We start from the raw sequence: 26,399 nt of genomic DNA on the forward strand, positions 1-26,399 counted from the left end.
GACTTTGTCATTCTGGGCCAGTGGGGAAAGCCGATTCTGGAATGGCCCTTTCGATTAGCCCAGATGTTCTTGCCACCAACAATCCCGCAGTTGTAATCCAGTCTTGGGCGGCCGCCACGCAATAGCTCTGAGCAAAGTCGTCCATGCTACGCCAAATCTTCAGCAGGTCCGCGTTTGCGTGGAATAGATTGCCATTGATCACGAGCTCTGTTGCCTCTGAATTGGACTGCACGCTGAGCGAGCCGTCTGCGGCCTGCGTCAGGAACTGAGCCTTGCTGGATCCCCGCCACTCAGACACCTCATCCTGAATTGCCTTGACATCGGGTCGCAGCGACTCGTAGTTCTTGCCGATGATGATCAAAGCCTTCGTCAGATTGGTGGAATCGTCTTCTAAAATGGCTAGTTTTCGCACGTACGTTGCTAACTCCACCCAAGGTGCACTCTCGGGGTTATCCCAACCGAGCTCCGTGGCTCCGTGCTTGAACGTAACATTGAATGCCATGGGTTTGGGGCTAACGACCAAAGGGTGTGCGACAACGTCTCGCGCCAGGTAGCGGAACGCGTCGAGTACTTCGATGTCGGTGCTGAACTTTTTTCACCCTTTAGCCTTGCCATGGGCCTGATCCTACCTGCGGCAGGCCAATGGGTGGCGGCGCAGTACATCGATCCAATTACGATGGCAACTCCATGGCGGAGAGCCAATCCCGATGGAGTTCTGCGTCACCGCAGTGGCACCCTCTATCTGGCCCCTATGGGTTTACATAGAGCTCTGCTCGAAGAGTGGAATGGGCGTGTTGACAATGTCAACAGATTTGGACTTGGACTGGGTAGTACACCGGCAGGACTGGCTCGGATTCGGTATGTTTTCGCGTCTTCCCAGTGTTTGCAAGGGCTGGAATGCAGTTCGAGTCCCACCTCGGGCACGTGTTTTCCCTGTTCAGAGGCTTTTTAGCCTCTGAGTGTGGACAATTTGTTCACTTGTGGGCCCCTGCGGGGCCTTTTTCATTGGTGGCCGGTGCTGTGGCCGGGTGCCTCCTTTTGTGCTTGGAGCGACGGTTCGTCGCTCGTTACCTGTTCATGGACGCAACTGGTTGGGGCAACGTGACCTGAGAAGAATTCCGGTTGGGATTCTTTTCTCGGTCGTTGGCTGTCCACTGGATTCTCCTTCGCGGCTGGTTTTGGCTGAGCTGCTTCTTCATGGTGGGTCCGGGGGAGTGCGACATGACTTGTGCCGTGTTGTTTGGGGATCGGTTCTCCCGGACGGCCGCGGGCTGTCCGATACGACCCGACGGCCAGCGAATGTTGCCTTACGATGCAGCCCATGATGCTCAGCCCTCTTCTTCCCTGGATCCAAGGATTTTCCGTTCATAGCTGTTCATGATTGCCGTCGGCGCCGACTGCATGACGTAATGGTCTTTTCCCGATTCTCCTGAACTGGGGGGAGCCGCTGTTCGGCTGGTCTTTCATTCCTGTTCATGGCCAGCCTGCTGAATGGCTGCATGACCGAATGAGGCGACGCCGAACCCACCTGGCCATGAGCTATGACGGCAGTAGGCTCGAACGCATGAGGTCCGAACCTACGATCCTGCTCACCGTGGGGCACGGTGCCTCCAGCGAGGAGGACTTCCGGAACTTGCTGCAGGCAGCGGATGTTGCTTCCGTCGTCGATGTGCGGATCGGGCCGGGCAGTCGGAAGCATCCACACTTCGGCAAAGATCGGTTGGAAGAATGGCTGCCAGCTGCCGGGATCGCCTACCGCTGGGAGCAGCGGCTGGGCGGCTTCCGTAAGCTACCGCCGGATTCGCCCGACACTGCCCTGCGCAATGAGTCCTTCCGGGCCTACGCGGCCTACATGCGCACGCCCGGCTTTGCCGCGGCGCTGGCCGAGGTGCTGGCGGAAGCAGCCGAACGGCGGACGGCCATCATGTGCAGCGAATCGGTCTGGTGGCGCTGCCACCGGCGGCTAATCGCTGACCACGCGCTGCTGCTCGACGGAGCGAAACCCGTGCACTTGATGCCGGCCGGCCGAATGTCGACCCATCAGCCCACCGGCGGCGTGCGGACTGCGGGGGACCGGCTCATCTATGACGTTGTTACCTGCTGACCGCCGATCCCGTGGTGAGCACGCAGACAAGCGCCGGCAACAATGCCCTGTCATGTTGAGACCGAGGACGTTCTCCAGCCGCCGTCAGAATAGAGACGGATCGACCCAACTCTGACAGCCCTGCAGGTCCATGCCGACGTCAGGTTAACGTGTAGCCCAGTCTGACGCACGCGCCCTTTCATTGGGTCCCGCCGCTTCTTCAAGTGTCGCCGCGCGGTAGGGCCCGTCCCGTGCCTGTTCTTTGGACAGTATTCGTCAGAGCAGGCTCGGTTGGCTGGTGATGATGTAGTCAGTCGCGGCGGGTCCCGTCATTTGCAGGCCGGGGCGGACAACCCGATTCGCGATCCGGTGCCGGTCCCGGATTCCCAGTTTCCGCATTGCTGCCCAGAAAGCTTGAGGGGAGGCGGGCCGGCTTTGGCGAAGCAGGCACCAACTGGTGTACACCCCGAACATTTCATCGTCCGTCGGCCCTTGGCTAGGGTCCGCCGCCGCGAAGCAGTCTGCAAGGAATTGTGAATAGGCCGATGTGGTCATAGCAGACCTTTCCTTCTCCGCGATCGTCTCCGCGGGATAGGGAGTGACGGTCCCAGTGAGTAGGGGCCCGGCCTGGCGTTACTGCAGGCAGTGAGTGATTCGGGGCAGAACCTCAACCGGATGGCCGGGCGAGGCTACTAATTGCCGGCTGTATTATTTCCTCCCGAATGATGGGCCCAGGGAAGCTTCGGCCGTCTTCGCAGCTGAACGTAAGGTTCAGCGACACATGAAGTAGCGGAGCTTCGGGCAACCGCTATTTGTCCGGAGCTTCGCCAATTAAGAGACAGGACGCTGTGCCAGCGAACCTGGGGCACTGCCTGCCGCCACCGTTCCAGCCGGAATTACCCTTCACCCCCTTGTGGGCCCCCTGGAGCAGTTGGGGTTCGAAGGGAACGCAATCCGCCGACATCCCTGATATTCAGTCCTGAACGCTCGGCAGTAATGCGTGGGGTTTCTCCCGACCATTCAGGAGCGCCGGTAGAAATTCGATAGATTGTAAAGCCGACTTCATAGCAGATAGCGTAGATGGGCTTGCGGATGGGTTAGAGACATCGGCCACGTCGCCTTCAACGACTCAAACGTCCCGGCATTCGTGCTCTGGCAACGCACACCAAGGTTGAATGTCCAGCACCATGGCCTGAAAATACGTCGCGCAGGGCCTTGGCCGGCCAGCCCACCATGGCGGTGTCCTGGTCATGCTCGTTTCTATTTTTTCGGCCATGAGATGTCTGAAGGAGATGCAACGCCATGACGTTTGCTGCGGTCCGGCCTGCGACTTATCTGGTGCGGCGGCGGGTTGAGGCGGTTCGCCGGATGCGCGTTATCACGCCGGATCCGGTAACAACGGGCGGAATGTAGGGGCGCAGCAGACAGGATTCGCAGCGCCCGAAGGGCTGTGGCACATCTTTGGGTGCTGCATCCAAATGGTCAACTAGGAGGGTGTGGCCCGACCACACGCTTGGGCTTCGGATTCGGTTGTACCGGCGTCGGACTGGGCCGGATTGGGGAGGTCTTCGGGGGAGTGGCGGATTCTCAGGGGAGCGGCTGGTTCCAGTCCCACCTCGGGCACAGTGTTTTCCCCCCTCAGGCGCTCCTAGAGCCGCTCAGTGTGGACAAATTCTGTTGTGAAGGGCCCCGTCGGGGCCTTTTTTATTAGTGGCCGGTGGTGTGGCCGGTTGCCTCCTTGCTTGCTTCGCTGATCGACCGCTTGTCGTCCATTACTTGTTTAGGGACGCCCGCGGTTTGGGCAACTTGACCTGAGAAAACTCCGCCTCCGACTCCTTTTCCTCGTCGTTGGTCCTTCACTTTGTTCCTCCTATCCGGTTCGTGGTGTCTGCCTGGAGATTGCGAGTTGGACGACCCTTGGCAGTTGGCTTTCCGTTTGACGGGATGTTCTGCGAATACGATCGGATGGCGGGCCCGGCATTACGTTCTCCGCGCAGAACGGGATGACCGTTCCTGGCGACATCACCCTCGTCGGCTACGACGACGAGGAGGCGGCGAAGCTCACGGAGCCTCCACCCTATGAAGAACTTGCTGCTCTCGCGGTATCACTGGCGATCCAAGCGCGGACCCGCCCTCTGGTCGTCGAGCGGCAAACCATCGCCGCGACTCTTCGAAGGCGTCAGTCAGCGTTACTGTTCGATGCTTCTGCCATTCTGACCCGGCAACCTCAATGTGGATGCAACAAAATCCCCCAGATATGCTCAGTTCCGGCCAGATCCTGGCCAAAGTTCGCGCGTCAGTCATCCCTTGCTGAGAAAGATAGTGCAATCATCATTTTGATAGTCTCTTGCTCAGGGTTTGCTGGGGCAGCCCAAGGGGGAGACGTGCGATCTTGGGGATTCAAACGGTTGTTGTAACTGAGGACGAAGCGGACATTCGCGGTCTTATCCAGGCAATCCTGGGTGCTTCAGGTATCGATGTCCGGACCGCTCCCACCGGCACAACCGGTATCAACGCCGTCTTCGACCACGTCCCGGACTTCGTAATTCTCGACTTCGACCTTCCCGATATCTACGGTCTTGAAGTAATCGAGCTGATCAGAATCTTCACCAATGTGCACATCCTCATGTTTACCGGGCACGAAGACATTGCAGAGAAGCTCACGCTAGCGGGAGCTAACGCAGTTATGACCAAGCCATTTCGCCCGCGTGCATTGAAGGCTCGCTCCACGAAGCACTACAGCTTCCACTCCAAAAACCATAAAGCCGGTCTTCGTGCAGACGCCCTTCCCGCGACGTCCGCCATGAACTTGTCCGAGGCAAACGCTTCACCGCTGGACGGACGATGAAGAATAATCGTATGCAGTGGGCCGGCCAGCCTCCGGTGCGCCCATGCCACGACAGCCTAATATGTTCACCCGCTACGTCTTCGGGTGCAGTTTGGCCTGCTCCACGAGTTCTGTCATCCAAGGCCTGTGCCCGCGGTGAAACACCATTCCTTCGGGCAGTCCCTGGACAGACGGGAGGGAGTTGGAGATGTCGATGGTGATCCGGCCGCTGGCCATAGGCGCGTTGGTGATGTGCAGGTCACCGTAGGATTCCGGGAGTACGGGATCCATCCATAGCCCTCCGCGGGATACGTGCGTGTCGTACCCCATGAGGCTGGTCACCAACATGATCGGTGTGGTCGCTGCCCAGGCCTGTGGTGAGCAGGCCGTGGGATAGGGAACTGGTGTGGCGAGCTGGTCCCGGCTGAAGCCGCAGAACAGCTCTGGCAACCGGCCGTCGGAGTACTCGGCCGCCTCCAGCAGGGCGGTGGAGATCCGCTGCGCCTCGGCGACAAAGCCGTAGCGCAGCAGTCCCTTCGCGATGATCGCATTGTCATGTGGCCAGACGGAGCCGTTGTGGTAGCTGGCGGGGTTGTAGGCGCCCATGTCGCTTGCCAGGGTCCGAACGCCCCAGCCGCTGAACATCTCCGGCGACATCAGCCGCTCCACCACTAGCGGCGCCTTATGCTCATCGACAATGCCGTGCCACAGGCATTGCCCCATGTTGGACGCGCAGGCGTCGACCTGCCGCTTCTTGCCGTCCAGGGCGACAGCGTAGTACCCGCGGTCGGGCAGCCAGAACTCTTCGTTGAACCGTTTCTTGAGCTGGGCCGCTTGGTCAACGAGTTCAGCCGCTAAAGGCGCGTCACCCGCGTCGTATGCCATCCATGCCCGGGACATATAGGCCGTGTAGACCAATGCCTGGACCTCGCAGAGCGCGATCGGGGGCTCGGCCAGGGTACCGTCGGCAAAATTAATGCCATCCCAGGAGTCCTTCCAGCCCTGGTTGATCAGCCCCTGGTCGTTGAGACGCTCATATTCGACGAACCCGTCGCCGTCCTTGTCCCCGTAATCCCGGATCCAGTCCAGCGCACGATCGGCATGGGGCAGCAGTGCGGCGATCGTGTCCTTGGCAAAGCCCCAGCGGCTGACGGATCCGAGCACCAGCACGAACAGCGGGGTGGCGTCGACGCTGCCGTAGTAGACGGACTTGCCGCCGAGGGAAAGCCCGCTGGAGACGTCGAGCCGGACCTCGTGCAGGATCCTGCCCGGTTCCTCCTCGCTCACGGGATCCACCACGGTTCCCTGGCGGTCCGCCAGCGTCTGCAGCGTGCCCAAGGCCAGGGACGGGTCCACGGGCAACGCCATCTGAGACGCCCATAGCGAGTCACGGCCGAACAGGGTCATGAACCAGGGTGCCCCGGCAGCCACCACCACCCGTTCCGGGTGGTCCGGATCCTCGATGCGGAGCGCGCCCAGATCGTCGTAACTGCGACGCAGGGTCCGTTCGATGGAGCGGTTTCCCATCTGCAGCACAGGAATCTTGGCAACCCACTCCCGCCGGCGCCGGTCCCTGGGGGACAATCCGTTCCCATCTTGATGGACGAAAGCCGCCTCGGTGCTGGCTCCCTCGGTGCTGGGCACCACGGTCAGGACCGTGCTCCAGTGCCCGTGCGGCGGGACGGCCACCCGGTATGTGAGAGCCTTCGGCGTAATATCTGCGCCGGAGACCTGGACGGTGACGCCCTTGCGGACATCCTGCCAGACCCCCCGGATGGTGAGAGTATCCCCGTCGGTTTGCCGGGTTTCGTCCCAGGGCCGCTGGACCCGTGCTTCTTTCACCTCGAAAAGATCCGCGAAGTCCGCCTCGATATTCAAGGCCAGGACGCATTCGGCCGGCTCCAGGGAATAATTCCGGACAGTAATCTGCTCCTGGATGCCGGCGCCGACTTCGCGCAGGCGCTCCACGATCAGCGAGCTGTCCGCATATCCGTCCGAGCGGGAAACACGGCCGACGAACAGCGCCCGGTACGGCTCCTTCGTCTCCGCCGCCAGGGGCTCAAGAGGCTGGTCATCAATGGTGAGCCTCCAGCTGGACAGGATGCGGGTGTCGTGGACGAAAAGACCATGTGGATGTTCGGAATGGATGTCGCCGTTGGGTGAGGAGATACAGAACGATGATCCCTCTACCAAAGTGACAGCCCCAGCCCCTATGGGACCGGCCGCAGTATCAGCATTCCAACCAGCCATCGCCGGCTCCTCCAATGCATCGACCGGGGACGCCCTGACCGGATGTGTACCCGCGCACCCAGTACCGCCTTCCCTCCTTTCAAAGGACGCTACGCCCGTCTTCTGCTACGCACCAGAGGCTGCGTTGATTCTCAAAAGCATCCTCCGCCTGCACCAATGCTTTGTCTCTTGGACACGTCTTCCGGTTGCTTCAGCCGGAACGCGGCAGATCGATTCTCAATACTCTCCTGACTGGTCGATGGCAGGGCGTCCGCCGCGCGGTAGCGAGCTCTGGCAGGTCAGGGCAAGGCCCACACCCTTCATGGGCGAATCCACGAACTAGAGACCCGGCACTGACACCCCGCAGCCGCCGCGTTCTGCCGACGGGATAGTCAGCTGCTGACTGCGCTTGAGGCCTTTGTCGATCTCAAAGCCGAGAGGCAGTAGCGGCAAGGCGAAAGCAATCTTTTGCTGGTCGCCGACGCAAGCCGAACAGCGCGTGCCGGACGCCCCGCTGCGTGTCCGGCTCGGAGAGTCCATGCAGACCCGCGCCGGCCGCCACCGCGAGCGGTCCCTGAGCAGCACGCGCCGCCAGGACGCCGATCTCCAGCGGGTGGGAGAGATCTTTGCTGTCTTCCGGGATGACTCGGATGGTCGGTCGGGTGCGGGCGGTAAGGCCCGCACCCGTTTAGCGTGCTCAGATGGTGGCCTCCCAGGCCTCGGCCTGATGCTGCTTGAGCATGTCTTCGATGGCCTTCGGCTTGACGTTGCGGAATTTGCCCGTGTCGGCCGGAACGACTTCGATCATCGTGTCGATCATTTCCTGCGCGTCCATCCTGCCTTCCGGCGTTGCGAAGAAATCGTCGAATTCCTTGCGCAATGCTTCACGGTTGGTGAGATGCTTTTTCTCGTCCAGCCAGCGGAACGGGTTGTCCGCCATGGTCTCGTTGTAACCGGTGTAATAGGCGCCCGGATTGATCGTCTGGATCTTGATGCCGTAGGAGGCAAGCTCCTGCTGCAGCGCCTCCGCCACCGATTCCAGGGCATGTTTGGTCGAGACATAGGTACCCCAGTTCGCAGGCGTGAACAGGCCGCCCATCGAAGACGTGAAGACGACCTTCTTGCCCCGCGCACTGCCTTCGTCGATCCACTTGCGTACTGTTCGCTGGGTGAGCACCAGGGGCAGGAACACATTGACTTCGAAGTTCTCACGCACCAGATCGATAGGGATTTCCCACACCGGCCCAGCCTCACCCATGCCGGCGTTGTTCCACAGGATGTCATAGTCCCACGTCAGGGCCTGATCGATGTCGTAAGGATCCGTGAGATCAAGACGCTCAACCCTGATCCGGTCTTTCAGGCCGAGGCGCTCGACTTCTTCTCGTAGCGGGGTAACCTGCGATGACACTTGTACCGTTGCGATGATGTTGTGACCGTTGCGCGCCATGCCGATGGCCGCACCATGAGCGAAGCCGCCTGCTGCGCCAGTAATCAGAATAGTCTTACCCATTTCAGAACTCCTTTAGAAAATCGGTGTGTAGCTGTCGTTGTTGGATGTGTGGCTATCGTTGTCAGGAGATTTACAGAGCAGACGCGCCTGCCTGAGCAATCTCTTTGTCCTGGTAGACAGCCCCTCCTGATACGCCGACTGCGCCAATCAGGGATCCATCGGGGGCCTTCAGGGATATGCCGCCGGCAAAGGGCGTCAGTCCTCCATTGCTGTTCTCAAGCCCCGGAGCGGGCGCGCCGGGTTTGCAGAACTCCCAGACGTCCTCGCTATTGCATGAGAACAGTGCTGCTGTCCTGGCCTTGCCCATCGAGATATCGATGGAGCCCAGCGGGGCGCCATCCATGCGATGAAGGGCCTTGATATGACACCCTGAGTCGAGAACGGTGATGATGACCGGCACACCCAGTTCGCGTGCCTTTGCCTCTGCGGCCGAAATGACTTCCGATGCTTGTTGTATCGAAACCTGCATGTTTGCCTCCTTCAAGCGATCCGGTTTTACTTCCACTGGGCCCTTGTTGCCGTGGTGGACGATGATGACGCGCGCGCCCTGCCCGCAGCGAGCCGCGATTCTGCTGATTTCATGAACCTGTCCTCAGAAGCTTCAGATGACGGGTTTGGTTTCCGTGTAGACATTTAGTGCTCCATGACCTGACGCCAGTGGATGTTGGCGGTTTTCAAGGAAACTTCGTGAGCACGATGCTGAATTCGCAAACTCGAAGTTACGCTGATGGAATGGGATGTGTCAAGCAGTCAGCTTCACTGAGGGTCGGAAAGCCTCTTGTTCGCAATACCGAAACAGGCAACGGATGGGGAACGTGCCGGACTGGGAAGCAGAGCACTTGTTGACGATGGGAATGAGGGACCAACCAGGCAACATCGAGTACTGGCCAGCATGCGCCGTCAGCGCCAGCGCAGCGGAATCGTGTCTCTCGGCGAAGCGCGAGGCGGTCAAGACGAAGAGGACATGTTGCTCTGTAGCGGCGGCCCGACAAGCCCTGAAACAGTGGTCGGTGCCGGCGCTCCATTTCTATGGCCCTTTTGATATTTGGCCAACTAAATCCAATGGTTCAGATCCAGATAGGCAAGGTGAGAAGGTGCCGCCGGCCGAATTTACCGATTGTGGGCAACCATGAGCATCCTCATCTGCGGCAAGAAAGAACGCCCGGAGCTTCCGGTGCAGGCTCGGACGCTCCACCTCACCCACGGCCGTCGCCGCCTATATCTATGACAAACTTCGCCTGCCGGACAGCAGGCACTCCCCAACGAGGAACATATCGCTGCAGCGCTTGAATGGGCTGAACGCGCCGCGAATGCCGAAGCCGGTCCGGGGGATGCCTGAGGCGCGATCAGTGAAAGTTTGGTCGGCGTTTGGCCAGGAAGGCCTGCACGCCCTCCTTGTAATCACTTGTGTCGAAGGATGAGTTGCGAATGTCCAGGGTTTCGTTGTCATCCTGAACCTGGCCTAGAATGACGCGGCGTACCATCTCCTTGCCCATCCGAACGCTGAACTGAGCGCGGCTGCTGATGGTTTCGGCAAATTCGTAAGTGAACTCCTCCAGTTCCTCTGTGCGCTTCAGTTCATCGAATAATCCATAGGAGAGTGCGCGTTCTGCGGGGACCTGCAGACCCGACAGAAGAATCCATTTTGCGCGTGCGGGACCTACCAGATCGACGACCCGCTTGGTGGACTCGAGGCTGTAGACAAGGCCCAGCTTGGCCGGTGTGATTGCGAACTTACTTGTCGAGTCGGCGAACCGCAGGTCACAGGCCAGGGCGAGGCTTGCACCGCCACCAATGCAATACCCATGGATCATGGCAATGATCGGCTTTTCCAGTTCTTCCAAAGCACGCTCGGCCAAGGCGACATGGTCGTTGTATCTGCGTGCGCTTACCGCGTTTCCCCGCTCACGCTCGAATTCGCTTATGTCTGCACCGGAGGCGAATGCCCGCTGCCCAGCCCCACGCAGGACAATAACCTTCACTGAGCTGTCTGCGTCCAGCGCTGCAACTATTCCGGGCAGTCCTGTGTACATCCCCATAGTCAGGGCATTATGGCGCTCCGGTCGGTTCAGAACTATGGTTGCTATCGCTTGCTGCTGCTCGACGAGGATTTCGTCGGGCATGTCCTCTCCTTTCGCGTGTTCGCCGCGCATGGCCGGACCGCGAACGGTGTGTTCCATCCATGCGGTTGGGCGCTATGAGCTCGGCAGCAATTACTTTGCCGATCGCCGACCGGCTCGATGAGCCAGCGAACCCTCTAGGCGAGACGGTTTTCTTCCAGGGCGATGACCTCGGTTAGGGGTTGGGCGGGGATGGCATCTTCTGGTGCACCGAGCTGTCGCGATATCAGCGCCCCTGTCCGAGACATTGCAGTCAGGACCTGGGGGAGGCGGTCAGAACCCAGCCTTCCGCGGGGGGCCGAGACGTGAACGGCGGCACCCACGCTTCCGGCGGCATCGAAAATCGGTGTGGCCAGGCCGACAATGCCTTCAACGCTTTCGCCGTCGCTGACGCTGTACCCCCTGGTGCGAATGGCTGCCAACTCCTCCCGTAGGGCACCACGATTTGTGATAGTCAGGGGGGTGAACTGCTCCAAGGCGGGTGATTTAAGTACCCGGGCTTCGAGATCCGGAGTGTAGGCCGTGATGAGCTTGCCAACGCTGGAACCGTGCAACGGACGCGGCCCGCCAAGCTTCATGACCACCGACAGGGTTTGCCCGGCCTCGTATCGATCGGCATAGATCACGGAGGTACCGCTGCGCAGCGCAAGGTAAGTATTTTCGTTCAGCTCTTCGCACAAATCCATCAGGTACGGACGGCTGATTTGGCGGAGATCTACGGAGTCGACGATGGAGAGAGCGAGCACGAGAGAGCGCGGGCCCAGCAGGTAGGTGCGTTGATCTGCCAGGCGTACGGCATCTATTTCAACTAGGGCCTGAAGCATGTCATGGGCACTGCTCATCGGAAGGTCGAGATCCTGGCAGATGCGCTTCAGTGGCGACCCCTCCTGGTGATGTCCCAGATACTCAAGGATCTTCAGGGCTCGTTCCAGGCGTGCTGAATGCACGTTCTCACGTCCTCTCGTCTCGTCGTGCAAACTCTTTGGCTTCAAGTCTGCCACGCACCGTGTTTCAGGAACAGACTTCGCATACACGAATCATCTCTTGACAGCGGAGCTCGTCCGACGTAACTTCGTAATACCGAAGCTGATACCGCAAATGCGAATCTCTTTCGGAAGTCGCCACAGAGTAGTGGCCCCAAAGTCAAGGAGGACTTGATGTCCCTGCATCTGATTTCGATCGGCGTTCTCGCGGCGATCTTTCTCATAGGAACCCTGCGGAAGGTCAATCTGGGCGCCCTCGCCCTGGTGGCGACCTTCATTGTGGGGACCCTGGTATTTAGCCAGAGCACTTCGGATGTGCTCAAGGGCTTTCCTGCCAATCTGTTCGTGATCCTGGTCGGGGTCACCTACCTGTTCGCCATCGCAAAGAGCAACGGAACGGTCGACTGGCTGGTCCAATGGTCCGTTCGAGGGGTCGGCGGACACATCGCCGCCATCCCGTGGGTCATGTTCGTCCTGAGCGCTGTACTTGTGGGGCTCGGTGCGCTGAGTCCTGCAGCTGTTGCGATCATCGCCCCGATCGGAATGGCATTTGCTGCCCGCTACCGGATCAACCCCCTGATGATGGGCCTGATGGTGGTGCACGGCTCTGCTGCCGGAAACTTCTCACCGCTGGGCGTTTTGGGCATAATAACCAACAAGATCGTTGAGCGCAGCGGTATTCCGGCCAGCCCGACCCTGCTGTTTCTCAGTAACGCGGTCTTTAACCTGGTCCTTGCTGTCGGCGTTTACCTTGTGCTCGGCGGATTGACCCTGATCAGGGAAAAAAGGCGGGCGGGCGACGACGATGAAAGCGCGAACGCGGGTGGTTCACCAGGTACTGGCGGATCGGCTGTAGGCGTTGCCACCCGGGCCCTGCCTGGAACGGAGATCCTGACACTTACCCGCGACCGCACCATTACGGTTCTGGGAATGGTGGGCCTGGTCGTGGGCGCGCTGATGTTCAACCTTGATATCGGCCTGATGGCAATGTCACTCGCGGTCCTGCTGTCAGTTCTGTCTCCGGGGAGCGCCAAGAATGTTCTGGGCCAGGTCAGCTGGGGCGTTGTGCTGCTGATATGCGGCATCGTCACCTACGTCGGGTTGCTCGAGTCTGTTGGCACTGTTGATTTCATCAGCGACTCCATCGCCGGCATCTCTTCCCCCCTTCTTGCCGCCCTCGTGATCTGCTTCGTCGGGGCAATTGTTTCCGCCTTCGCCTCCACGACCGGGATCCTGGGTGCCTTGATCCCGCTCGCTATTCCCGTGCTCCTATCAGGAAATGTCGGTGCCATTGGAGTCATCGCGGCACTGGCCATTTCCGCCTCGGTCGTTGATTCCAGCCCCTTCTCAACCAATGGCGCCCTGGTGGTCGCCAACGCACCCGCCGAAAAACAGGACACCATTTACCGTCAGCTCATGATCTGGGGATTCGGCCTGGTCATCGTAGCCCCGTTCCTGAGCTGGGCAGTTCTGGTGTGGACGGGATGGTGGTAACGATGACTCTCACGCCCACCACGGATGGACCCCTTGAAGGCGTACGCGTGGTCGACCTGACCACAGGGCTTGGCGCCTACACCGGCCGGCTGCTCAGTGACCTCGGGGCAGAGGTGATCCGTGTCGAACCATGCGGCGGCGCGCCGGAGCGGAACCACGCACCCCGGACGGACGACGGAATCAGCTTCAGCTTCGCTTTCACCGAAGCCGGCAAACAAAGCCTGATTGCCGACTCATCCGACGGTGGTAACGCGGCGCAGCTCGAGCATCTGCTCGATACCGCCCAGATGCTGCTGACCAGTGAAGGTCCTGGCCTCCTTCGCGCCAAAGATCTGCACCCGGAAGATGTGACCAACAGGCACGCCGGGCTCGTTCATGTGTCGATCAGCCCATTCGGTCTCACCGGGCCTTACGCTGACCGGCCGGCCAGCGACCTGACGCTGCTCGCCGCTGGTGGCCTGCTCGGACTGGCCGGAGACCCGGACCGCGAACCCCTGCGGGCCTGGGGCAACCAGACCTCCGTAATCGCTGGAGTCCACGCCGCCACGGCAGCCCTCATCGCACTCCTGTCCCTCGAGTCGACCGGCCGCGGGCAAGTTGTGGATCTTTCGGTCCAGGAATCTGTAGCCCATTCACTGGAAAACGCCGCTCAATATTTGGACCTGGAGGGAGTGGTACGCAAACGGGTCGGAGCTGGCCCGGCAGAAGCGGGCACCGGACTCTTTCAATGCGCTGACGGCTGGGTGTATTTGGTCGGGGGTCTGGGCGGCCGACCGCTGGCCTGGCAGTCCATCATCGACTGGCTCACCGGCCAAGGAATTGACGAAGCAGAAACCCTTGGTGCCGATAAGTGGCAGGAACGGACTTGGCGCCGGAGCCGTGAAGGAAGCTCGACGTTCCGGGTAATCTTCGAAAAATTCGCACGCACACGGACCAAGCAGGAGCTGTATGAATCAGGTCAGGGCCGGGGTATCAGCGTTGCCCCGGTGGCGACACCTGAAGATCTGATCAACGACCCACAGCTCGTTGCCCGGGACTTCTTCCGCAATATCGACGTCGGCGGGAATCAGTTGCGCTTCCCCGGCCCTCCATACCGGTTCGCCAACAGCCACGTTGGACCGAGGTCGGGGCCACCCTCACTGGGCAGCATCGGCGCGCCGGAGGCTGGTGCCGCAGCCGGGCCAGGGTACGAAAGGACACCAGCATGAGCACCGAACTCCCCCTCGAAGGCATCAGGGTCGCCGACTTTACGTGGGTCGGCGCGGGCCCGTTCCTTACCAAACCTTTGGCTGACCACGGAGCTGACGTGATCAAAATTGAATCCAGGACACGAACAGACCCGATCCGCTCCATGGCTCCTTTCCGCGACGGACAGGCTGGTATCAACCGCAGCGGGTACTTCGCCAACCGGAACTCGAGCAAACGGTCCATCTGTTTGGATCTCAAGCATCCAGAAGGGAACCGGCTAGCGCTCGAGCTGATCGCACAGTGCGATGTGGTTGCCAATAATTACACGCCCGGAACCATGGAACGGCTCGGCCTCGGTTACGACACGGTCCGCCGCGTCCGTCCGGACATCATCTACCTCGATATGCCAATGCAGGGCAACAGCGGCCCGCACCGTGACTACAGGGGCTACGGTCTGACCATCGCGGCCGCCGGCGGACTGTTCGGACTTTCCGGATACCCTGACCGGCTCCCCGTGGGTACCGGAACCAACTATCCCGATCACGTTCCCAACCCCCTGCACGGTGCCATCGCGGTGCTCGCCGCGCTGCGGAACCGGCGCCGGACCGGACGGGGGGAACACATCGAACTCGCCCAGCTGGAGTCCACCGTCAACGCCATCGGACCCGCCCTGCTGGCAGCCTCGGCGGGACAGCAGACCGAGCGTGCTGCCAACGACGATCCCGTTGCGGCCCCGCACGGTGTATACCGGTGCGCAGGCGATGACAAATGGTGCGCCGTCGCAGTTTTCACCGACGCGCAGTGGCGCTCTTTGGGCTCCGTCCTGGGCGCACCGGAATGGACGAGCCGGGCAGACCTGGCCAGCGCCAAGGACCGCCGAAACGCCAGGCGGGCGCTGGACGTTCTGATCAACTCTGCGACACAGACCTGGGATGCTGACCGGCTGGCTGCCGCCCTGACCAAAGAAGGAGTGCCGGCCTCCGCCGTATTGGACGCTGACGCATTGCTGAACCAGGACCCGCAACTGCGCGCACGCAATCACTGGGTCCGGCTCGATCATCCGGTGATGGGACCAAGCATCTATGACGGCATTCCCTACGGGCATTCCAGGACCCCCGGCCGGCTCCGCGGACCGGCTCCTCTCCTTGGCGCTGACACGCGGGACGTGTGCCTGGAGCTGCTCGGAATGGACCCGGAAACCTTTGATTCACTAAACCAGCAAGGAGTCGTTGGCTAATATGACGATCGAGACAGAACGCCAGGGAAAGACCCTTATTATCCGGCTCAACCGGCCGGAAGCGCTTAACGCACTGGATGTGGACTCCATGCGTGCTTTCAACCAGGAACTGCGCCGGTTCCGCGACGACCCGTACCTGATGGTGGCGGTGGTCACCGGAACAGGGGAGCGGGCATTCTGCACAGGAGCCGACCTCAAGCGCACATTGCCCCCGGAAACCTCTTTCGCCGAGGCGTACTTCCACTCCTATGAACGCAGTGTCGATGAGGGCCTCTACGTCCGGGCGATAACGATCAGCGAACTGGAGATCAATAAACCCCTGATCGCGGCGGTCAACGGGCACGCCCTGGGCGGCGGTGCAGAAATCGCGCTGGACTGTGACCTGCGAATCGCCAGCGACAACGCGACCTTCGGACTACCCGAACCGCGCTGGGCCAGCGTGCCGGCCGTCGGAGGCGTATCGAAATTACTGCGGGCAGTACCCAGGGCCGTCGCCATGAAAATGATCCTCACGGGTGACCGCATAGACGCCGCTGAAGCACACCGCATCGGGCTGGTCAGCGATGTTATCCCGGCCGGGAAGCTGCTGGCTCATGCACTGGAGATCGCAGACCGTATCGCCGCCAACGGCCCCTTGGCCATCAAGAGCCTCAAAACCCTCGCGATGCGAACCGAAGATCTTTCACTGAGCAAGTCAGTGGAACTCGAACAGCTGCTGTGGGGCCTGCTGAGGGACACCAAAGACCGGGTGGAAGGCCGAACGGCCTTCGCCGAACGGCGCACACCTCAATATCAGGGCCGCTAGAGACTACGAAACCAGGAAGAAGGACGACATTGTGAACACGCAAACATCGCACGCCACGACCTTGGTCGGAGGCGAATGGATCCATCAGGACGGCGATCACACAGCCCTGATGATCACTAAATGCCACAACTGCGGCAGCACCTGGTTCCCGCCGAGGGAAATCTGCTCAAAGTGCGCATCCGGAAACGTCGAACAAACACGCACCGGCAACTACGGCATCGCCTACGCCTCGACCGTCGTACGCATCGGCCCTGCTGCATTCCAGCCGCCATACGTTCTGGCGTACGTGGACCTCGACGGAGCCCGCTTCCTGGCCCACGTCGATGCCGACGAAGCACTCGCTCCAAATACCCCGGTGGAGTTGAGGGTGGGAGCCATAGGTGAGGATGATACCGGCGCCCTGTCCTCGTATATTGTCGCCGAGGTCACTGAACTGCCCGCGTCCGGAGTTGCACGATGAGGCCGGTGTACGTGGCAGGCGCCGCGGTTCACCCCTTCGGCAAGCACCTGGGCGTCAACGCCGCAGAACTGGGCTTCCGCGCCGTTCAGGAGCTCCTCGCAAGCACCGGAATCAGCCCCGAACAGGTCGATGCCGGCTACGGCGGGTCGACGTACGGCGGTTCGCTTCTCGCCCAGCGTGTCCTCCAGCGGGTAGGCGTCTCCGGCCCTCCTGTCTACACCGTGGAGAACGCCTGCGCCAGCGGGGCCTCCGCGGTCCACCTCGGTTGGCAGGCCATCGCCGGCGGATTCGCCGACTGCGTGATCGCCTTCGGAACCGAGAACCTCTCCGGGTTTGGAGGTGGAACTCTTCCGCTCACGACCAACGACATCGAAATCTCACAAGGCATGGTGATGACAGCGGCTTACGCCATGCGCGCCCAGCGCTACCTCCATGACTTCGGGGCGACAGCCGATGACCTGACCCGGGTATCGGTAAAAAACCGCGGCAACGGAGCACGAAACCCACGCGCCCACTTCCAGCAGGCAATCAGCCCCGAGGACGTAAAACAGTCACGCCCCGTAGCCGATCCCTTGCGGCTCCTGCACTGCTGCCCCAACAGCGACGGTGCCGCGGGAGTGCTTTTGTGCTCGGAGGAATTCGCCAAAGAGCTCACCACACCGAGCATCCGCATGCGGGCCAGCGTCGTGCGCTCAGGGGACTTCCACACCTCCTACAGGGACATGACCTGGCCCGACATCACCGCCCGGGCAGCCAAAGCCGCCTACGAGATGGCCGGCCTCAAACCGAACGACCTGGACCTCGTGGAGCTCCATGACGCGTTCAGCGTGGCCGAGTTCCTGCACACCGAGGCGCTCGGAATCACCGAGCGCGGCCAAGCATACAAAGCCACGGCACGAGGAGAGTTCGACCGGGACGGGCGCGTAGCCATCAGCCCCAGCGGCGGCCTGCTCTCCCGTGGGCACCCGGTAGGAGCCACCGGCGTGACCCAGATCTGCGAATCCTACTGGCAGCTGACCGGTGAGGCCGCAGACCTGCAGGTACCGGGAGCCGAGGTCGCCCTCACGCATGTGACCGGCGGCGGGATCTTCGGGGTCGACAACGGCGCCTGCTCAATACACATCCTGACCACCAACTGAACAAGGACTAGGTACCAATGACTGACTCACAACAGCGGCACCCCAGGCTGGCAGTCCTCGCCTCCCCGGGAACCGCAACCGCAACCGCAGTGGCCGACAAACTGCGCTCGGGTGGGTGGGCGGTGAAGACTATCGGCCAAGATCCTGATCCCGGGGAAATCAACGCTCTCCTGGAAGGCCAAGAAGCCATCGACGCGCTGATCTATGAACCGGGACTGCTGGACGCCAGCGACGGCATTAATGCCGGAGGAGTGGTGGGCAGCCTGCTCAAAGTGGTCGAGCAGCTGCGCCCTCATTTCCGTGCCCGCGGGGATGGCGGGGCAAGGATCGTGGCCATCAGCAGCCGCGACGGGCTCGGTTGGCCAGACCGTCCACACATTGCCGCCGCCGCAGGGGCACTAACCGCCGTCTGCCGCAGTCTCGCCCTGCAGCTGGGTCAGGACGGCGCCACCGTGAACGTGGTGGCTGCCCTGCCTCCTCATGGCAGCATCCTTCGGGACGCCGGCCGGCCCGCCGGAACACACCTGCGCGAACCGGAGCCCCTCACCCCGACCCCAGTCACAGCAGAGGACATCGCAAGCACCAGCGAATTCTTCCTCGATGCCCGGAGCGGCTACATCACGGGCCAAGTGCTGTACTGCTGCGGCGGCGCGAGCCTGCTCTCCAGCCTCTCGGTCTGACCAGCGTGGCGAAAAGAAAGAACCCCACCCTCAACAAAGGACAATTCTCATGAGACTCAACGGAAAGGTCGCCGTGATCACCGGGGCCGCCAGCGGCATCGGTCTCGCAGTCGCCGAAGACTTCGCGGCCAACGGAGCCAAAGTTGTCATCGCCGACATCGCCGGCGACCGCGCGGCAGAGACAGCCAAGCGCATTACGAACAACGGTGGTACAGCGGTCGGTCTGGCGGTGGACGTCACCGACAGGGAAGCGGTCGAGGCGCTTTTCAAGCAAACAGAAGTGGAACTGGGCCCCGTGGACATTCTGGTAAACAATGCCGGGATCAGCATCGACCGCGGTGTACGCCGAATCACCGACGAAGAATGGCAGCGCACCATTGCCATCAATCAAACGGGTGTCTTTCTCTGCTCCCAGGCAGCCGCCACGAGCATGATCAGCCGCAGGACGGGGCGAATCATCAACGTGTCATCCCGCGCCTGGCTCGGATGGTTCGGCCAGCTCGCCTACTCATCGTCCAAAGGGGGAGTCGTGTCAGCCACCAGGTCTTTGGCGATCGAACTCGCCAAGTACGGGATCACGGTGAACTGCCTGGCCCCTGGCCTGATCGACACACCACTGCTTCGCCGAGAGCCACAGGAAGTCATGGACCGGCTCCTCCGGGCCCAACCCATGGGATCCCTCGGCGCGGCAAACGATGTAGCATGGGCGGCACGGTTTTTCGCAGACCCGGCGAATAATTCCGTGACCGGACAAGTCCTGTACGTATGCGGCGGAAAGAGCCTCTACGCACAGCCGTCCATTAATTAACAGGCGAGCTGACGCCGCACGCCGCGGGATGCGCGTATTTAAGGATGGGAGACCGAAATGTCCCAGATAGGTTTGGGATTCGGCTTGACGAGCATGAGCGGCCGCGACCCGAACGAGGCTGATCGTTCCGCCACACCTCTGGAGCTGCTTTACGACCTGACCTTCGTGGTTGCCTTCGGGCTGGCAGCGGATCAGCTCGCCCACATGCTTGCAGAGGCACACGTACGGGAGGGAATCGGCGGCTTCTGTTTCGCAATGTTTGCCATTTGCTGGGCTTGGACGAACTTTTCCTGGTTTGCTTCTGCATTCGACACCAATGACTGGCTCTACCGCATCATGACCATGGTCCAGATGATAGGCGTTGTCATCCTGGCCTTGGGTTTGCCACCCATGTTCCACTCGCTGTTATCCCTGGAAGCGGGCGGCAGTTTGGACAACCGGATAATGGTGGCGGGCTACGTCATCATGCGCGTGGCAATGGTTGCGCAATGGCTTCGAGCGATTTCTCAGGCTCCTAAGCACCGCAGGGCTGCACTGGCGCACGCGTCTTTTATCTTTGTCGCGCAGCTGGGGTGGGTAGCCTTGGCACTAACCGACGCACCGCCGGCGATGGTACTTGCAATGTTTCCAGTCCTTATCCTGCTCGAACTCGCCGGCCCGGTTTTGGTCGAAAAGAGGCACGGCGGTACGCCTTGGCACCCTCACCATCTCGCGGAGCGCTATGGCTTGCTCACCATCATCGCGCTGGGGGAGGGAGTATTCGGCACGGTTGCTTCCGTTTCAGCTCTGGTGGAGACGGAAGGATGGAGTACGGAAGCAGTGGTCACCATCCTGGCGGGGGTGGGACTAACCTTTGGCCTCTGGTGGAATTACTTCATCACTCCCTCGGCCCAAGTCCTCGCCCGTCACCGCAGGAGGGCGGTGATCTGGGCATACAGCCACATTGCTACTTATGCCGCGATTGCCGCAACGGGCGCCGGCTTGCACATCGTTGCCTACACGATTCAGGGCACCTCGCGCATAGGCACTCTAGGTGCCGTCACCGCGGTCGCTGTTCCAGTCCTGATTTTCGAGATAATCCTCTTTGCCCTCTATACGTTCATGATGCAGGAATTCGACATATTTCATATTGCACTCATCGTGGCAACGATTCTGCTGATTGCAACAGCCGTAATCCTGGCAGCATCCGGATCTTCAATTGGTTTATGTCTCATTATCGTTACCTTTTCTCCCGCGATCGTTGTTGTTGGTTATGAAACAATCGGACGCAAACATGCCGCCGAAGCGCTGGCCAGGACGTTGGCGCGAGGGCAAGCCCTTCAATAACGTACATCCGATGCAACAGTCACTCTCTCCTGGCACCTCTATCGAGGCGACGCAGTATCCAACACTTATCGACTGCTCCTGCCCTGTCCGAAGACCCCGCAAGGCGTTCGCAGGCAGTTCGGCCTGGCTCGACGACCGTGGTTTGGATACCGGTGTGGGCGAGGTCGCCGGCGGCGACCGTGAGCAGCCGGAGTATCGCCGGTCCCTAAATAAGGTCCATGACGGTTCCGGGGTCGATACCGGCACGGATTTCTCCTCGTACGACCGACGGTCGCTCGGCCAGGAACTGGGCACGAAAGGCGTCCCAGGGCGTCCGGACTGATCTGGCTGTGGGCCAGAAGCGTGGCGAAGGTCATGCCTTCGGGGCTCTGGCAGGGCCGCTGGCGCCCCTATCCGGGATGGTGACAAATTGGCCGTCCGGGCACGGAAGGCCTCCAGCGTGACCGCAAGCTTGGTGGGCCATCTTTTATAGATGGTCGCTTTGCTCACCCCTGCCCTGGCGGCGATCGACTCCATCGTCATGTCGTCAAGCCCGACGGCCACGAGGCGGCATGCCCACCGCGCGCCACGTCTCCAACTCCTCGGACACACAACGCAGCTTTGTCTCCACACGTTCGAGGGCGTCGTGTCCAAGGGGGAGGCGGCAGGGCGGGGCCTCGGCCATGACGGCGTCGATGATGGCGGCTCCCGCCTTCGCCGGGTCGCCCGGTTGCTGGCCGTTCATACGGCTCATGTCACGGTTGACAATCACTCAGCGATGCGACAACACCCGGCAGCATCTCGTGCTGCAACCGTGCGGGAATGTAGATGCTGCACTCGGTGCCAGCTTCGTTCCATACGACGTGCCCGATCTTGGCAACGGTCTTACGCAACTTTCCCTGCTCCGCTACCCAACGGGCATGAACCACCGTGAAGACTCTGCATGCACTAGTAAACGAATCATCCATGCACCCAACTCTGCCCAGAGCTGCTGTCGCCTGTCCCGGAGCGACACGGTATCCGGATCAGGGTGTGGGACCGGGGGCGGGCTGCCCTCGTGCACATCAGGGACCACGGTTACTCGGACACCCCACTCTCCATGGGCGGGGATCATCACCGGGAAGTGAAGGCCTTCGGATTTGGCGTCGCTGCCGGGTGCGTTCACGAAAACGCCCTTCCGCACATCCTCCCAGACGGCCACCACGTGCACCGCGCAGTCCTTTAGATGCCGTTCCTGTTTCCAATGCCGCCGGAATCGCCCGTCTTTGACTTCAAATAGATCCGCGAAGTCTGCATCCACGGACAGCAGAACGTCGCATGCGGCTGGCTCCGGCGCATAATTACGGATCGTGATGGTCTCCAGTATGCCTGCCCCCACCTCACGCGTTCGTTCAACGGTCAGCGGGCTGTCTGCTCGGCCATCGGCTCGAACGGCACGTCCAATATAGATTCCTTGATAGGGCGAAGGGGTCCAAGCGCTTAGCGGTTCCAGCGGCTGGCCGTTGATGGTCAGCCGCCAGAGAGACAGAATCCGCGTGTCTTGATGGAAAACACCGTGGGGGTACTCTGGAGAAATATCGCCGTTTTGCATGGAAATGCAAAACGACGACCCGTCCACGAGGGTTACAGCGCCCTGCCCAGTGGGGCCCGCTGCATTGTCTGCATTCCATCCAGCGACCTTTGGCTCCTTTGCAACCGCCCGCCATTCCCGGTGGAATTGAATCTACGCCCGTAGCTTAGTGCCCGCTACCGTGCGAGTGGGCAAGGGGCACGGATTGCAGCGGAAAAGGCTGCCCCTTACAAGGGCCATGTTCCCTCTGGATCTTTTTAGGGGAATTCTTCCCACGTCCTGTACGTTGCAGGACCGGTAATCCCCCATCCAACAGAGAAGAGATGCACCTTCGTGGCAACCGATTACGATGAACTGCGCACCGACGTCAAGGAATCCCAGGAGAACTCCCTGGAAGCCCTGAAGACTGCCAAAGCCCCGGACGCGAAGTCGGTGGTCCAGGAGCTCGACGAGGCTGACGCTCTTGATGGCCTGACCCCGGGCGGCGAATTCATTGCCGAAGAGCTTGTCGTCCAGGTCATTCCCCAGGCCGATGACGAGTTCACCTGTTACTCCTGCTTCCTGGTACGCCACCGTTCGCAGAAGGCGCGCGAGAAGGACGGCCATGCCTACTGCGTCGAATGTGAGGGCTGAGCGGTTCTGGCCGGCTGTCCCGGAGCGCATCTGGGACAGCATCCGTGAGGAATTCACGCTGCCCACGACCGCGGACCTGGAGGCCTATTTTCAGGCACTGGGTGATCCCGAAGCCATGCGCCGGGCAGTGCGGGTCTTCATCGGCGAGGGAACTTTCTGCCCGGGCTTCCAGCTCAGGGACGGGCATTTCAACGCACCGGTGCTGCGCCTGTGCGGACCTGACCAGGCTGGGCCGCAGCACAGCAGACCTGGCGGACATCGTCACGGTGTTGGATCAGCGGGGGAGAGGGTTTCGGTCCCTGACTGAATCATTGCTAGATACGACCAGCGCTCACGGCAAGCTCATCTTTGACATGTTCGCCTCCCTTGCGGAGTACGAACGGTCACGGCTCTCCGAGCGGACCAAAGCTGGCCTGGCCGCAGCCAAGGCCAGCGGACGGCTTGGCAACCTCCCCCGCTCCATGACGCCAGGAAAACTGGAAACTGCCCGGCAGTTACGCAGCGAGGGAAATACTCTTAAGAAGACTGCTGAGCGGCTCAGCGTCAGCGTCTCATCGTTGACGCGGGCATTGCGCCCTGACGGCTAGGAGGGATTGCGTTTTCAGCGGCCACCTTGCTTGGCTTCCGGACATAGGGAGGGGGAATTTCTCGTTTTAAACCGCACGGGCCGCGTTGGCGCATTCCTGTCTGGAACTGCGTTCTGGGCCGGACCGACTGCCGGGAACGGGTAGTTAAAGTACCCAAGCGGCGCAGGGAGTGGTTTGCAGCAATTGCCAACACTCCTGGTTCCCGACGAGCCAACAGATCAAGTCCCGACTGTTTGGTTCGGCCGCATGAGTGACATCGTTCCTCATAACCCCTCAATGATGCAGAATGGCACCTTCCATTGCTTGGAGAAGCTTCCAGATGACGTGGATCGTTGACATCCCTCACGAAACTCCGGATCCTCGTTCCTAGATCTATCCCAGATCTCTAAAGCCACTGGATTTGGGGGTGCCATGGGCAACGGTGACCGTGGTGGTTTTCAGTTAAGCCTGTTTCAGTCATGGCAACTTCTTTGGGGCGCCAATATCGTGCATGTCGCAGCGCGCCAACAACGGCTGATGACGGCGCTGGCCATAAATGGTCCGCGCCCCCGGAGCTATCTGGTCGGGCTACTTTGGCCGAATCATTCCGAGCCGCGGGCCATGGAAAGCCTGCGAGTGAGCGTGCATCTCATTACAAGGCAGGTGCCGGGCTTGTTGGTCAACGGCGGGCCGGTGCTTTCACTCAGCGAGCTCGTGGACGTCGACCTGCACCGCGTCCGGTCGCAAATTCGACAACTGAGCCAAATCGGGCTCAACGGCAATGCTGCTTCATGCCTTCAGGAGCTGCGTCATGCAGACCTGCTACCGGGCTGGTACGAAGACTGGATTATTTTTGAGCAGACCCGGCTTAGGCAGGACCGTCTGCACGCCCTTCTCGTCATAGCCCGCGAGTCGCTGGCGCGCTGCGACTACGAGGTTGCATTGGAAGCCTCCGAGGCAGCACTGGAACTGGAACCGCTCTACGAACGAGCGGTAGGACTCCTAATTCAGGCTGAGAGGCAGCAGGGTAACAACGCCTCAGCACTTCGGGCCTTCGAGAAGTATCAAGGGCAGCTGAAGGCAGATATGGGAATTGCTCCGTCGGATGCAATTCGAAGGCTTGTCGCAGACGTTCGGTGACAGTGCAGCTGAAACGGAATGAAAGATACGTTTCCAGAGCAGCCATAAGCGAATCCCTGCGGTCGACGACGGTAACGCTTGGGGAGTTGCGGGAGGCACGATTCCGGGCAATCTTGCTTCCAAGCTTCGGTTGCCGCATGCCTATACTTCGTCTGGAGAGCCTGGCTGTGCAAGGAGCCATTGACGAACGATACTCAAGGCCTCGACCGGATCAGCAGCGGCGACCGATTTGGGCTCGCCGTCCGGACCCGTGCTATAAGTTAGCCTGGCGCGAAATCCGGGCACCTGATCCGGCTCGAACCAGGTACGGATGACTAGCGTGCCCATGGGCGGCATCGCCGAGTCCGTCCCGGCTGGACCTGAACCGGAGATTTCTGACGGACCATCATCGCGTCTCATAACATTTCCCCCCACTCTCAGTCTGCGACAACCCACAGGCTGGACGATCGCGACGCCGATGCCCGGGCCCGCCTCGGCTGTCCGCAGACAGCGTCTTGGGCATTTCCGCCAAGGAAGGCCCGAGAACCGGCAGTCGCCGGATACCTTTGATCCTGCTGCACGGGAATCAGGAATCCGCCAACGTTCGCGAAAGGTTTGCTCAAGATTGCCTGCTGGGAAAATGAGTTGCCGGGAATACGTACCCCCTGTCTTGTAGAATGCTTCGTCGCGGTTTGGGAAGTGCTCCGAAAGACAGCCTTCCGGTGGGTGCCTGAAACCCACGGGGGATATGTAGTCTGAAGGGAGTCGCTTCGAATATCACCGTTATCCCCTAGGTTCGACTAATATGACAAAACTAGTCATATAAGCACCGAATATGCAAATAATTTGACGTTCTCACGAGTTCCGTGAGTACTGCCGTGGTTTTGTGTTGACTCCTTGACCTAGCCCGGGGTTTTCATGAGGGTGCCGTCCCTTGGGTGTGGTTAAGCGACGAAAGGTGCTTCTGAGCTGGGAAAATAGTGTTGTTGACGCACTTTTCTACCGGCTAAAGAAGCACCTTTCTGATGTCCAAGATTACCGGAGTTTTTCCGTCCCTTCCTGTCGGCACGACGGGGCAGGCGCTGATCTCTCATGCCGGGCTGAATGTCGTGACGTCCTTTGTTGACGCGCTGGGGTTCCGAGACTTGTGCGAGGACCGTTTGGGCCAGTTTGTCCCGTCGCGTGGCATCGGCCCGGCACGATCCTGGGCTCGTTGGCGATCATGCTGGCCGGCGGCGGGGAACACGTCCACTTATCTTTTCGTGATCCGTTCGCGTTTCTCCTCCACTCCAACGTGGATCGCCTGTTCGCCCGGTGGCAGACGGAGCCAGGGAAGGGGTGGCGGCTCGACCCCGCTCAGGTCTACGGCAGTGAAACAAATTCAACAGCGATCAATGCCAACCTGCAGCCATGGGCCGGCACACCACCACCCATAACCCGGCCTTGGGCTCATCCTGAGAATGAGCAACGGGCGAAGAACTCCCGGGACGCAACCGTGGTGACACCGCACTTGTATGAAGGCAATCGTTGTGGTGTTCCCCCGGGATTTTCCCGTGTCGGATGATTCATGGCATCGGGCAAGGACGAACTGCTCGTCTGGGACCCGAAGAATTATTGGCTCGGCCAGTTCAACGGCACCCAGA

26 protein-coding genes and 1 pseudogene are annotated in these 26,399 nt (G+C 60.7%); 19 read left to right on the plus strand and 8 right to left on the minus strand.

Annotated elements, in window-relative coordinates; genetic code table 11:
- Positions 1-7: 7 nt before the first annotated feature.
- The gene (locus tag J7E80_RS12735) at positions 8-502 is read right to left on the minus strand and encodes a hypothetical protein (RefSeq protein ID WP_215052050.1); all 495 of its coding nucleotides are present in this window, start codon (positions 500-502) and stop codon (positions 8-10) included.
- A 1,062-nt stretch (positions 503-1,564) separates the two neighbouring features.
- Between J7E80_RS12735 and J7E80_RS12740 the strand changes: the two genes are divergently transcribed.
- The 3 genes from J7E80_RS12740 to J7E80_RS12745 all read left to right on the plus strand — a co-directional run bounded on the left by J7E80_RS12740 (position 1,565) and on the right by J7E80_RS12745 (position 4,931).
- On the plus strand, positions 1,565-2,104 hold the full coding sequence (locus tag J7E80_RS12740) for a DUF488 family protein (protein WP_215052051.1): 540 nt from the start codon (positions 1,565-1,567) through the stop codon (positions 2,102-2,104).
- A 1,982-nt stretch (positions 2,105-4,086) separates the two neighbouring features.
- A complete protein-coding gene (locus J7E80_RS24630) occupies positions 4,087-4,500 on the plus strand; it encodes a hypothetical protein (protein WP_396020767.1) in 414 nt (137 codons plus the stop codon).
- Entirely contained in the window at positions 4,476-4,931 is a 456-nt protein-coding gene (locus tag J7E80_RS12745; protein WP_215052053.1) for a response regulator transcription factor, read from the plus strand. Before J7E80_RS24630 ends, J7E80_RS12745 begins: the two co-directional genes overlap by 25 nt.
- Positions 4,932-5,003: 72 nt before the next feature.
- Here the strand turns inward: J7E80_RS12745 and J7E80_RS12750 are convergent, their stop codons facing one another.
- The 5 genes from J7E80_RS12750 to J7E80_RS12770 form a co-directional block, all read right to left on the minus strand.
- A complete protein-coding gene (locus tag J7E80_RS12750) occupies positions 5,004-7,160 on the minus strand; it encodes a glycogen debranching N-terminal domain-containing protein (protein WP_215052055.1) in 2,157 nt (718 codons plus the stop codon).
- Between the two features lie 676 nt (positions 7,161-7,836).
- On the minus strand, positions 7,837-8,649 hold the full coding sequence (locus J7E80_RS12755) for an SDR family oxidoreductase (RefSeq protein ID WP_215052057.1): 813 nt from the start codon (positions 8,647-8,649) through the stop codon (positions 7,837-7,839).
- 70 nt (positions 8,650-8,719) lie between these two features.
- The gene (locus J7E80_RS12760; RefSeq protein WP_215052059.1) at positions 8,720-9,118 is read right to left on the minus strand and encodes a heme-binding protein; all 399 of its coding nucleotides are present in this window, start codon (positions 9,116-9,118) and stop codon (positions 8,720-8,722) included.
- Between the two features lie 877 nt (positions 9,119-9,995).
- A complete protein-coding gene (locus J7E80_RS12765; RefSeq protein WP_215052061.1) occupies positions 9,996-10,772 on the minus strand; it encodes an enoyl-CoA hydratase-related protein in 777 nt (258 codons plus the stop codon).
- 134 nt (positions 10,773-10,906) lie between these two features.
- On the minus strand, positions 10,907-11,716 hold the full coding sequence (locus tag J7E80_RS12770) for an IclR family transcriptional regulator (protein ID WP_215052062.1): 810 nt from the start codon (positions 11,714-11,716) through the stop codon (positions 10,907-10,909).
- 210 nt (positions 11,717-11,926) lie between these two features.
- Between J7E80_RS12770 and J7E80_RS12775 the strand changes: the two genes are divergently transcribed.
- Genes J7E80_RS12775 through J7E80_RS12820 form a run of 10 tightly spaced genes read left to right on the plus strand, consistent with a single transcriptional unit; the run spans position 11,927 to position 21,211 of the window.
- Complete coding sequence (locus tag J7E80_RS12775) at positions 11,927-13,246, plus strand: SLC13 family permease (protein WP_215052064.1); 1,320 nt, start codon at positions 11,927-11,929, stop codon at positions 13,244-13,246.
- A gap of 2 nt (positions 13,247-13,248) precedes the next feature.
- Positions 13,249-14,454: a CoA transferase gene (locus J7E80_RS12780; RefSeq protein ID WP_215052066.1), complete on the plus strand. Its 1,206-nt coding sequence runs from the start codon at positions 13,249-13,251 to the stop codon at positions 14,452-14,454.
- A complete protein-coding gene (locus tag J7E80_RS12785; RefSeq protein ID WP_215052068.1) occupies positions 14,451-15,671 on the plus strand; it encodes a CaiB/BaiF CoA-transferase family protein in 1,221 nt (406 codons plus the stop codon). Before J7E80_RS12780 ends, J7E80_RS12785 begins: the two co-directional genes overlap by 4 nt.
- 1 nt (position 15,672) lies before the next feature.
- Positions 15,673-16,476 carry an enoyl-CoA hydratase/isomerase family protein gene (locus tag J7E80_RS12790; RefSeq protein ID WP_215052069.1) on the plus strand — a complete coding sequence of 268 codons (804 nt, stop codon included), beginning with the start codon at positions 15,673-15,675 and terminating at the stop codon, positions 16,474-16,476.
- A gap of 31 nt (positions 16,477-16,507) precedes the next feature.
- A complete protein-coding gene (locus J7E80_RS12795; protein WP_311380819.1) occupies positions 16,508-16,936 on the plus strand; it encodes a zinc ribbon domain-containing protein in 429 nt (142 codons plus the stop codon).
- Positions 16,933-18,075 carry a thiolase family protein gene (locus J7E80_RS12800; protein ID WP_215052071.1) on the plus strand — a complete coding sequence of 381 codons (1,143 nt, stop codon included), beginning with the start codon at positions 16,933-16,935 and terminating at the stop codon, positions 18,073-18,075. Before J7E80_RS12795 ends, J7E80_RS12800 begins: the two co-directional genes overlap by 4 nt.
- Positions 18,076-18,092: 17 nt before the next feature.
- Positions 18,093-18,755: an SDR family oxidoreductase gene (locus J7E80_RS12805; protein WP_215052073.1), complete on the plus strand. Its 663-nt coding sequence runs from the start codon at positions 18,093-18,095 to the stop codon at positions 18,753-18,755.
- Between the two features lie 49 nt (positions 18,756-18,804).
- Complete coding sequence (locus tag J7E80_RS12810) at positions 18,805-19,563, plus strand: SDR family NAD(P)-dependent oxidoreductase (protein WP_215052075.1); 759 nt, start codon at positions 18,805-18,807, stop codon at positions 19,561-19,563.
- A gap of 57 nt (positions 19,564-19,620) precedes the next feature.
- Positions 19,621-20,889, plus strand: coding sequence for a low temperature requirement protein A (locus J7E80_RS12815; RefSeq protein ID WP_215052077.1), 1,269 nt, complete (start codon positions 19,621-19,623; stop codon positions 20,887-20,889).
- A 10-nt stretch (positions 20,890-20,899) separates the two neighbouring features.
- Positions 20,900-21,211 (plus strand): hypothetical protein, encoded by a 312-nt coding sequence (locus J7E80_RS12820; RefSeq protein ID WP_215052183.1) that lies wholly within the window; start codon positions 20,900-20,902, stop codon positions 21,209-21,211.
- A gap of 204 nt (positions 21,212-21,415) precedes the next feature.
- Here the strand turns inward: J7E80_RS12820 and J7E80_RS12825 are convergent, their stop codons facing one another.
- A complete protein-coding gene (locus J7E80_RS12825) occupies positions 21,416-21,622 on the minus strand; it encodes a hypothetical protein (protein WP_215052079.1) in 207 nt (68 codons plus the stop codon).
- A gap of 153 nt (positions 21,623-21,775) precedes the next feature.
- On the minus strand, positions 21,776-22,486 hold the full coding sequence (locus J7E80_RS12830; RefSeq protein ID WP_311380820.1) for a glycogen debranching N-terminal domain-containing protein: 711 nt from the start codon (positions 22,484-22,486) through the stop codon (positions 21,776-21,778).
- Positions 22,487-22,771: 285 nt separating this feature from the next.
- Here J7E80_RS12830 and J7E80_RS12835 point away from each other — a divergent pair, with 285 nt between their 5' ends.
- The 6 genes and pseudogenes from J7E80_RS12835 (at position 22,772) to J7E80_RS24635 (ending at position 26,320) form a co-directional block, all read left to right on the plus strand.
- On the plus strand, positions 22,772-23,071 hold the full coding sequence (locus tag J7E80_RS12835) for a DUF4193 domain-containing protein (protein WP_215052082.1): 300 nt from the start codon (positions 22,772-22,774) through the stop codon (positions 23,069-23,071).
- A complete protein-coding gene (locus J7E80_RS23815; RefSeq protein WP_251036781.1) occupies positions 23,043-23,378 on the plus strand; it encodes a hypothetical protein in 336 nt (111 codons plus the stop codon). Before J7E80_RS12835 ends, J7E80_RS23815 begins: the two co-directional genes overlap by 29 nt.
- Positions 23,338-23,658: a recombinase family protein gene (locus J7E80_RS23820; RefSeq protein WP_311380821.1), complete on the plus strand. Its 321-nt coding sequence runs from the start codon at positions 23,338-23,340 to the stop codon at positions 23,656-23,658. Before J7E80_RS23815 ends, J7E80_RS23820 begins: the two co-directional genes overlap by 41 nt.
- 411 nt (positions 23,659-24,069) lie before the next feature.
- On the plus strand, positions 24,070-24,777 hold the full coding sequence (locus J7E80_RS12845; protein WP_215052084.1) for a bacterial transcriptional activator domain-containing protein: 708 nt from the start codon (positions 24,070-24,072) through the stop codon (positions 24,775-24,777).
- 1,004 nt (positions 24,778-25,781) lie between these two features.
- Positions 25,782-25,999, plus strand: a pseudogene (locus J7E80_RS23825) (IS1380 family transposase); the annotation flags it as partial.
- The gene (locus J7E80_RS24635; protein WP_396020772.1) at positions 25,979-26,320 is read left to right on the plus strand and encodes a tyrosinase family protein; all 342 of its coding nucleotides are present in this window, start codon (positions 25,979-25,981) and stop codon (positions 26,318-26,320) included. The pseudogene J7E80_RS23825 and the gene J7E80_RS24635, both read left to right, overlap by 21 nt.
- Positions 26,321-26,399: the final 79 nt, after the last annotated feature.

The organism is Arthrobacter sp. ISL-28 (genome assembly GCF_018613875.1).
GTDB lineage: Bacteria > Actinomycetota > Actinomycetes > Actinomycetales > Micrococcaceae > Arthrobacter.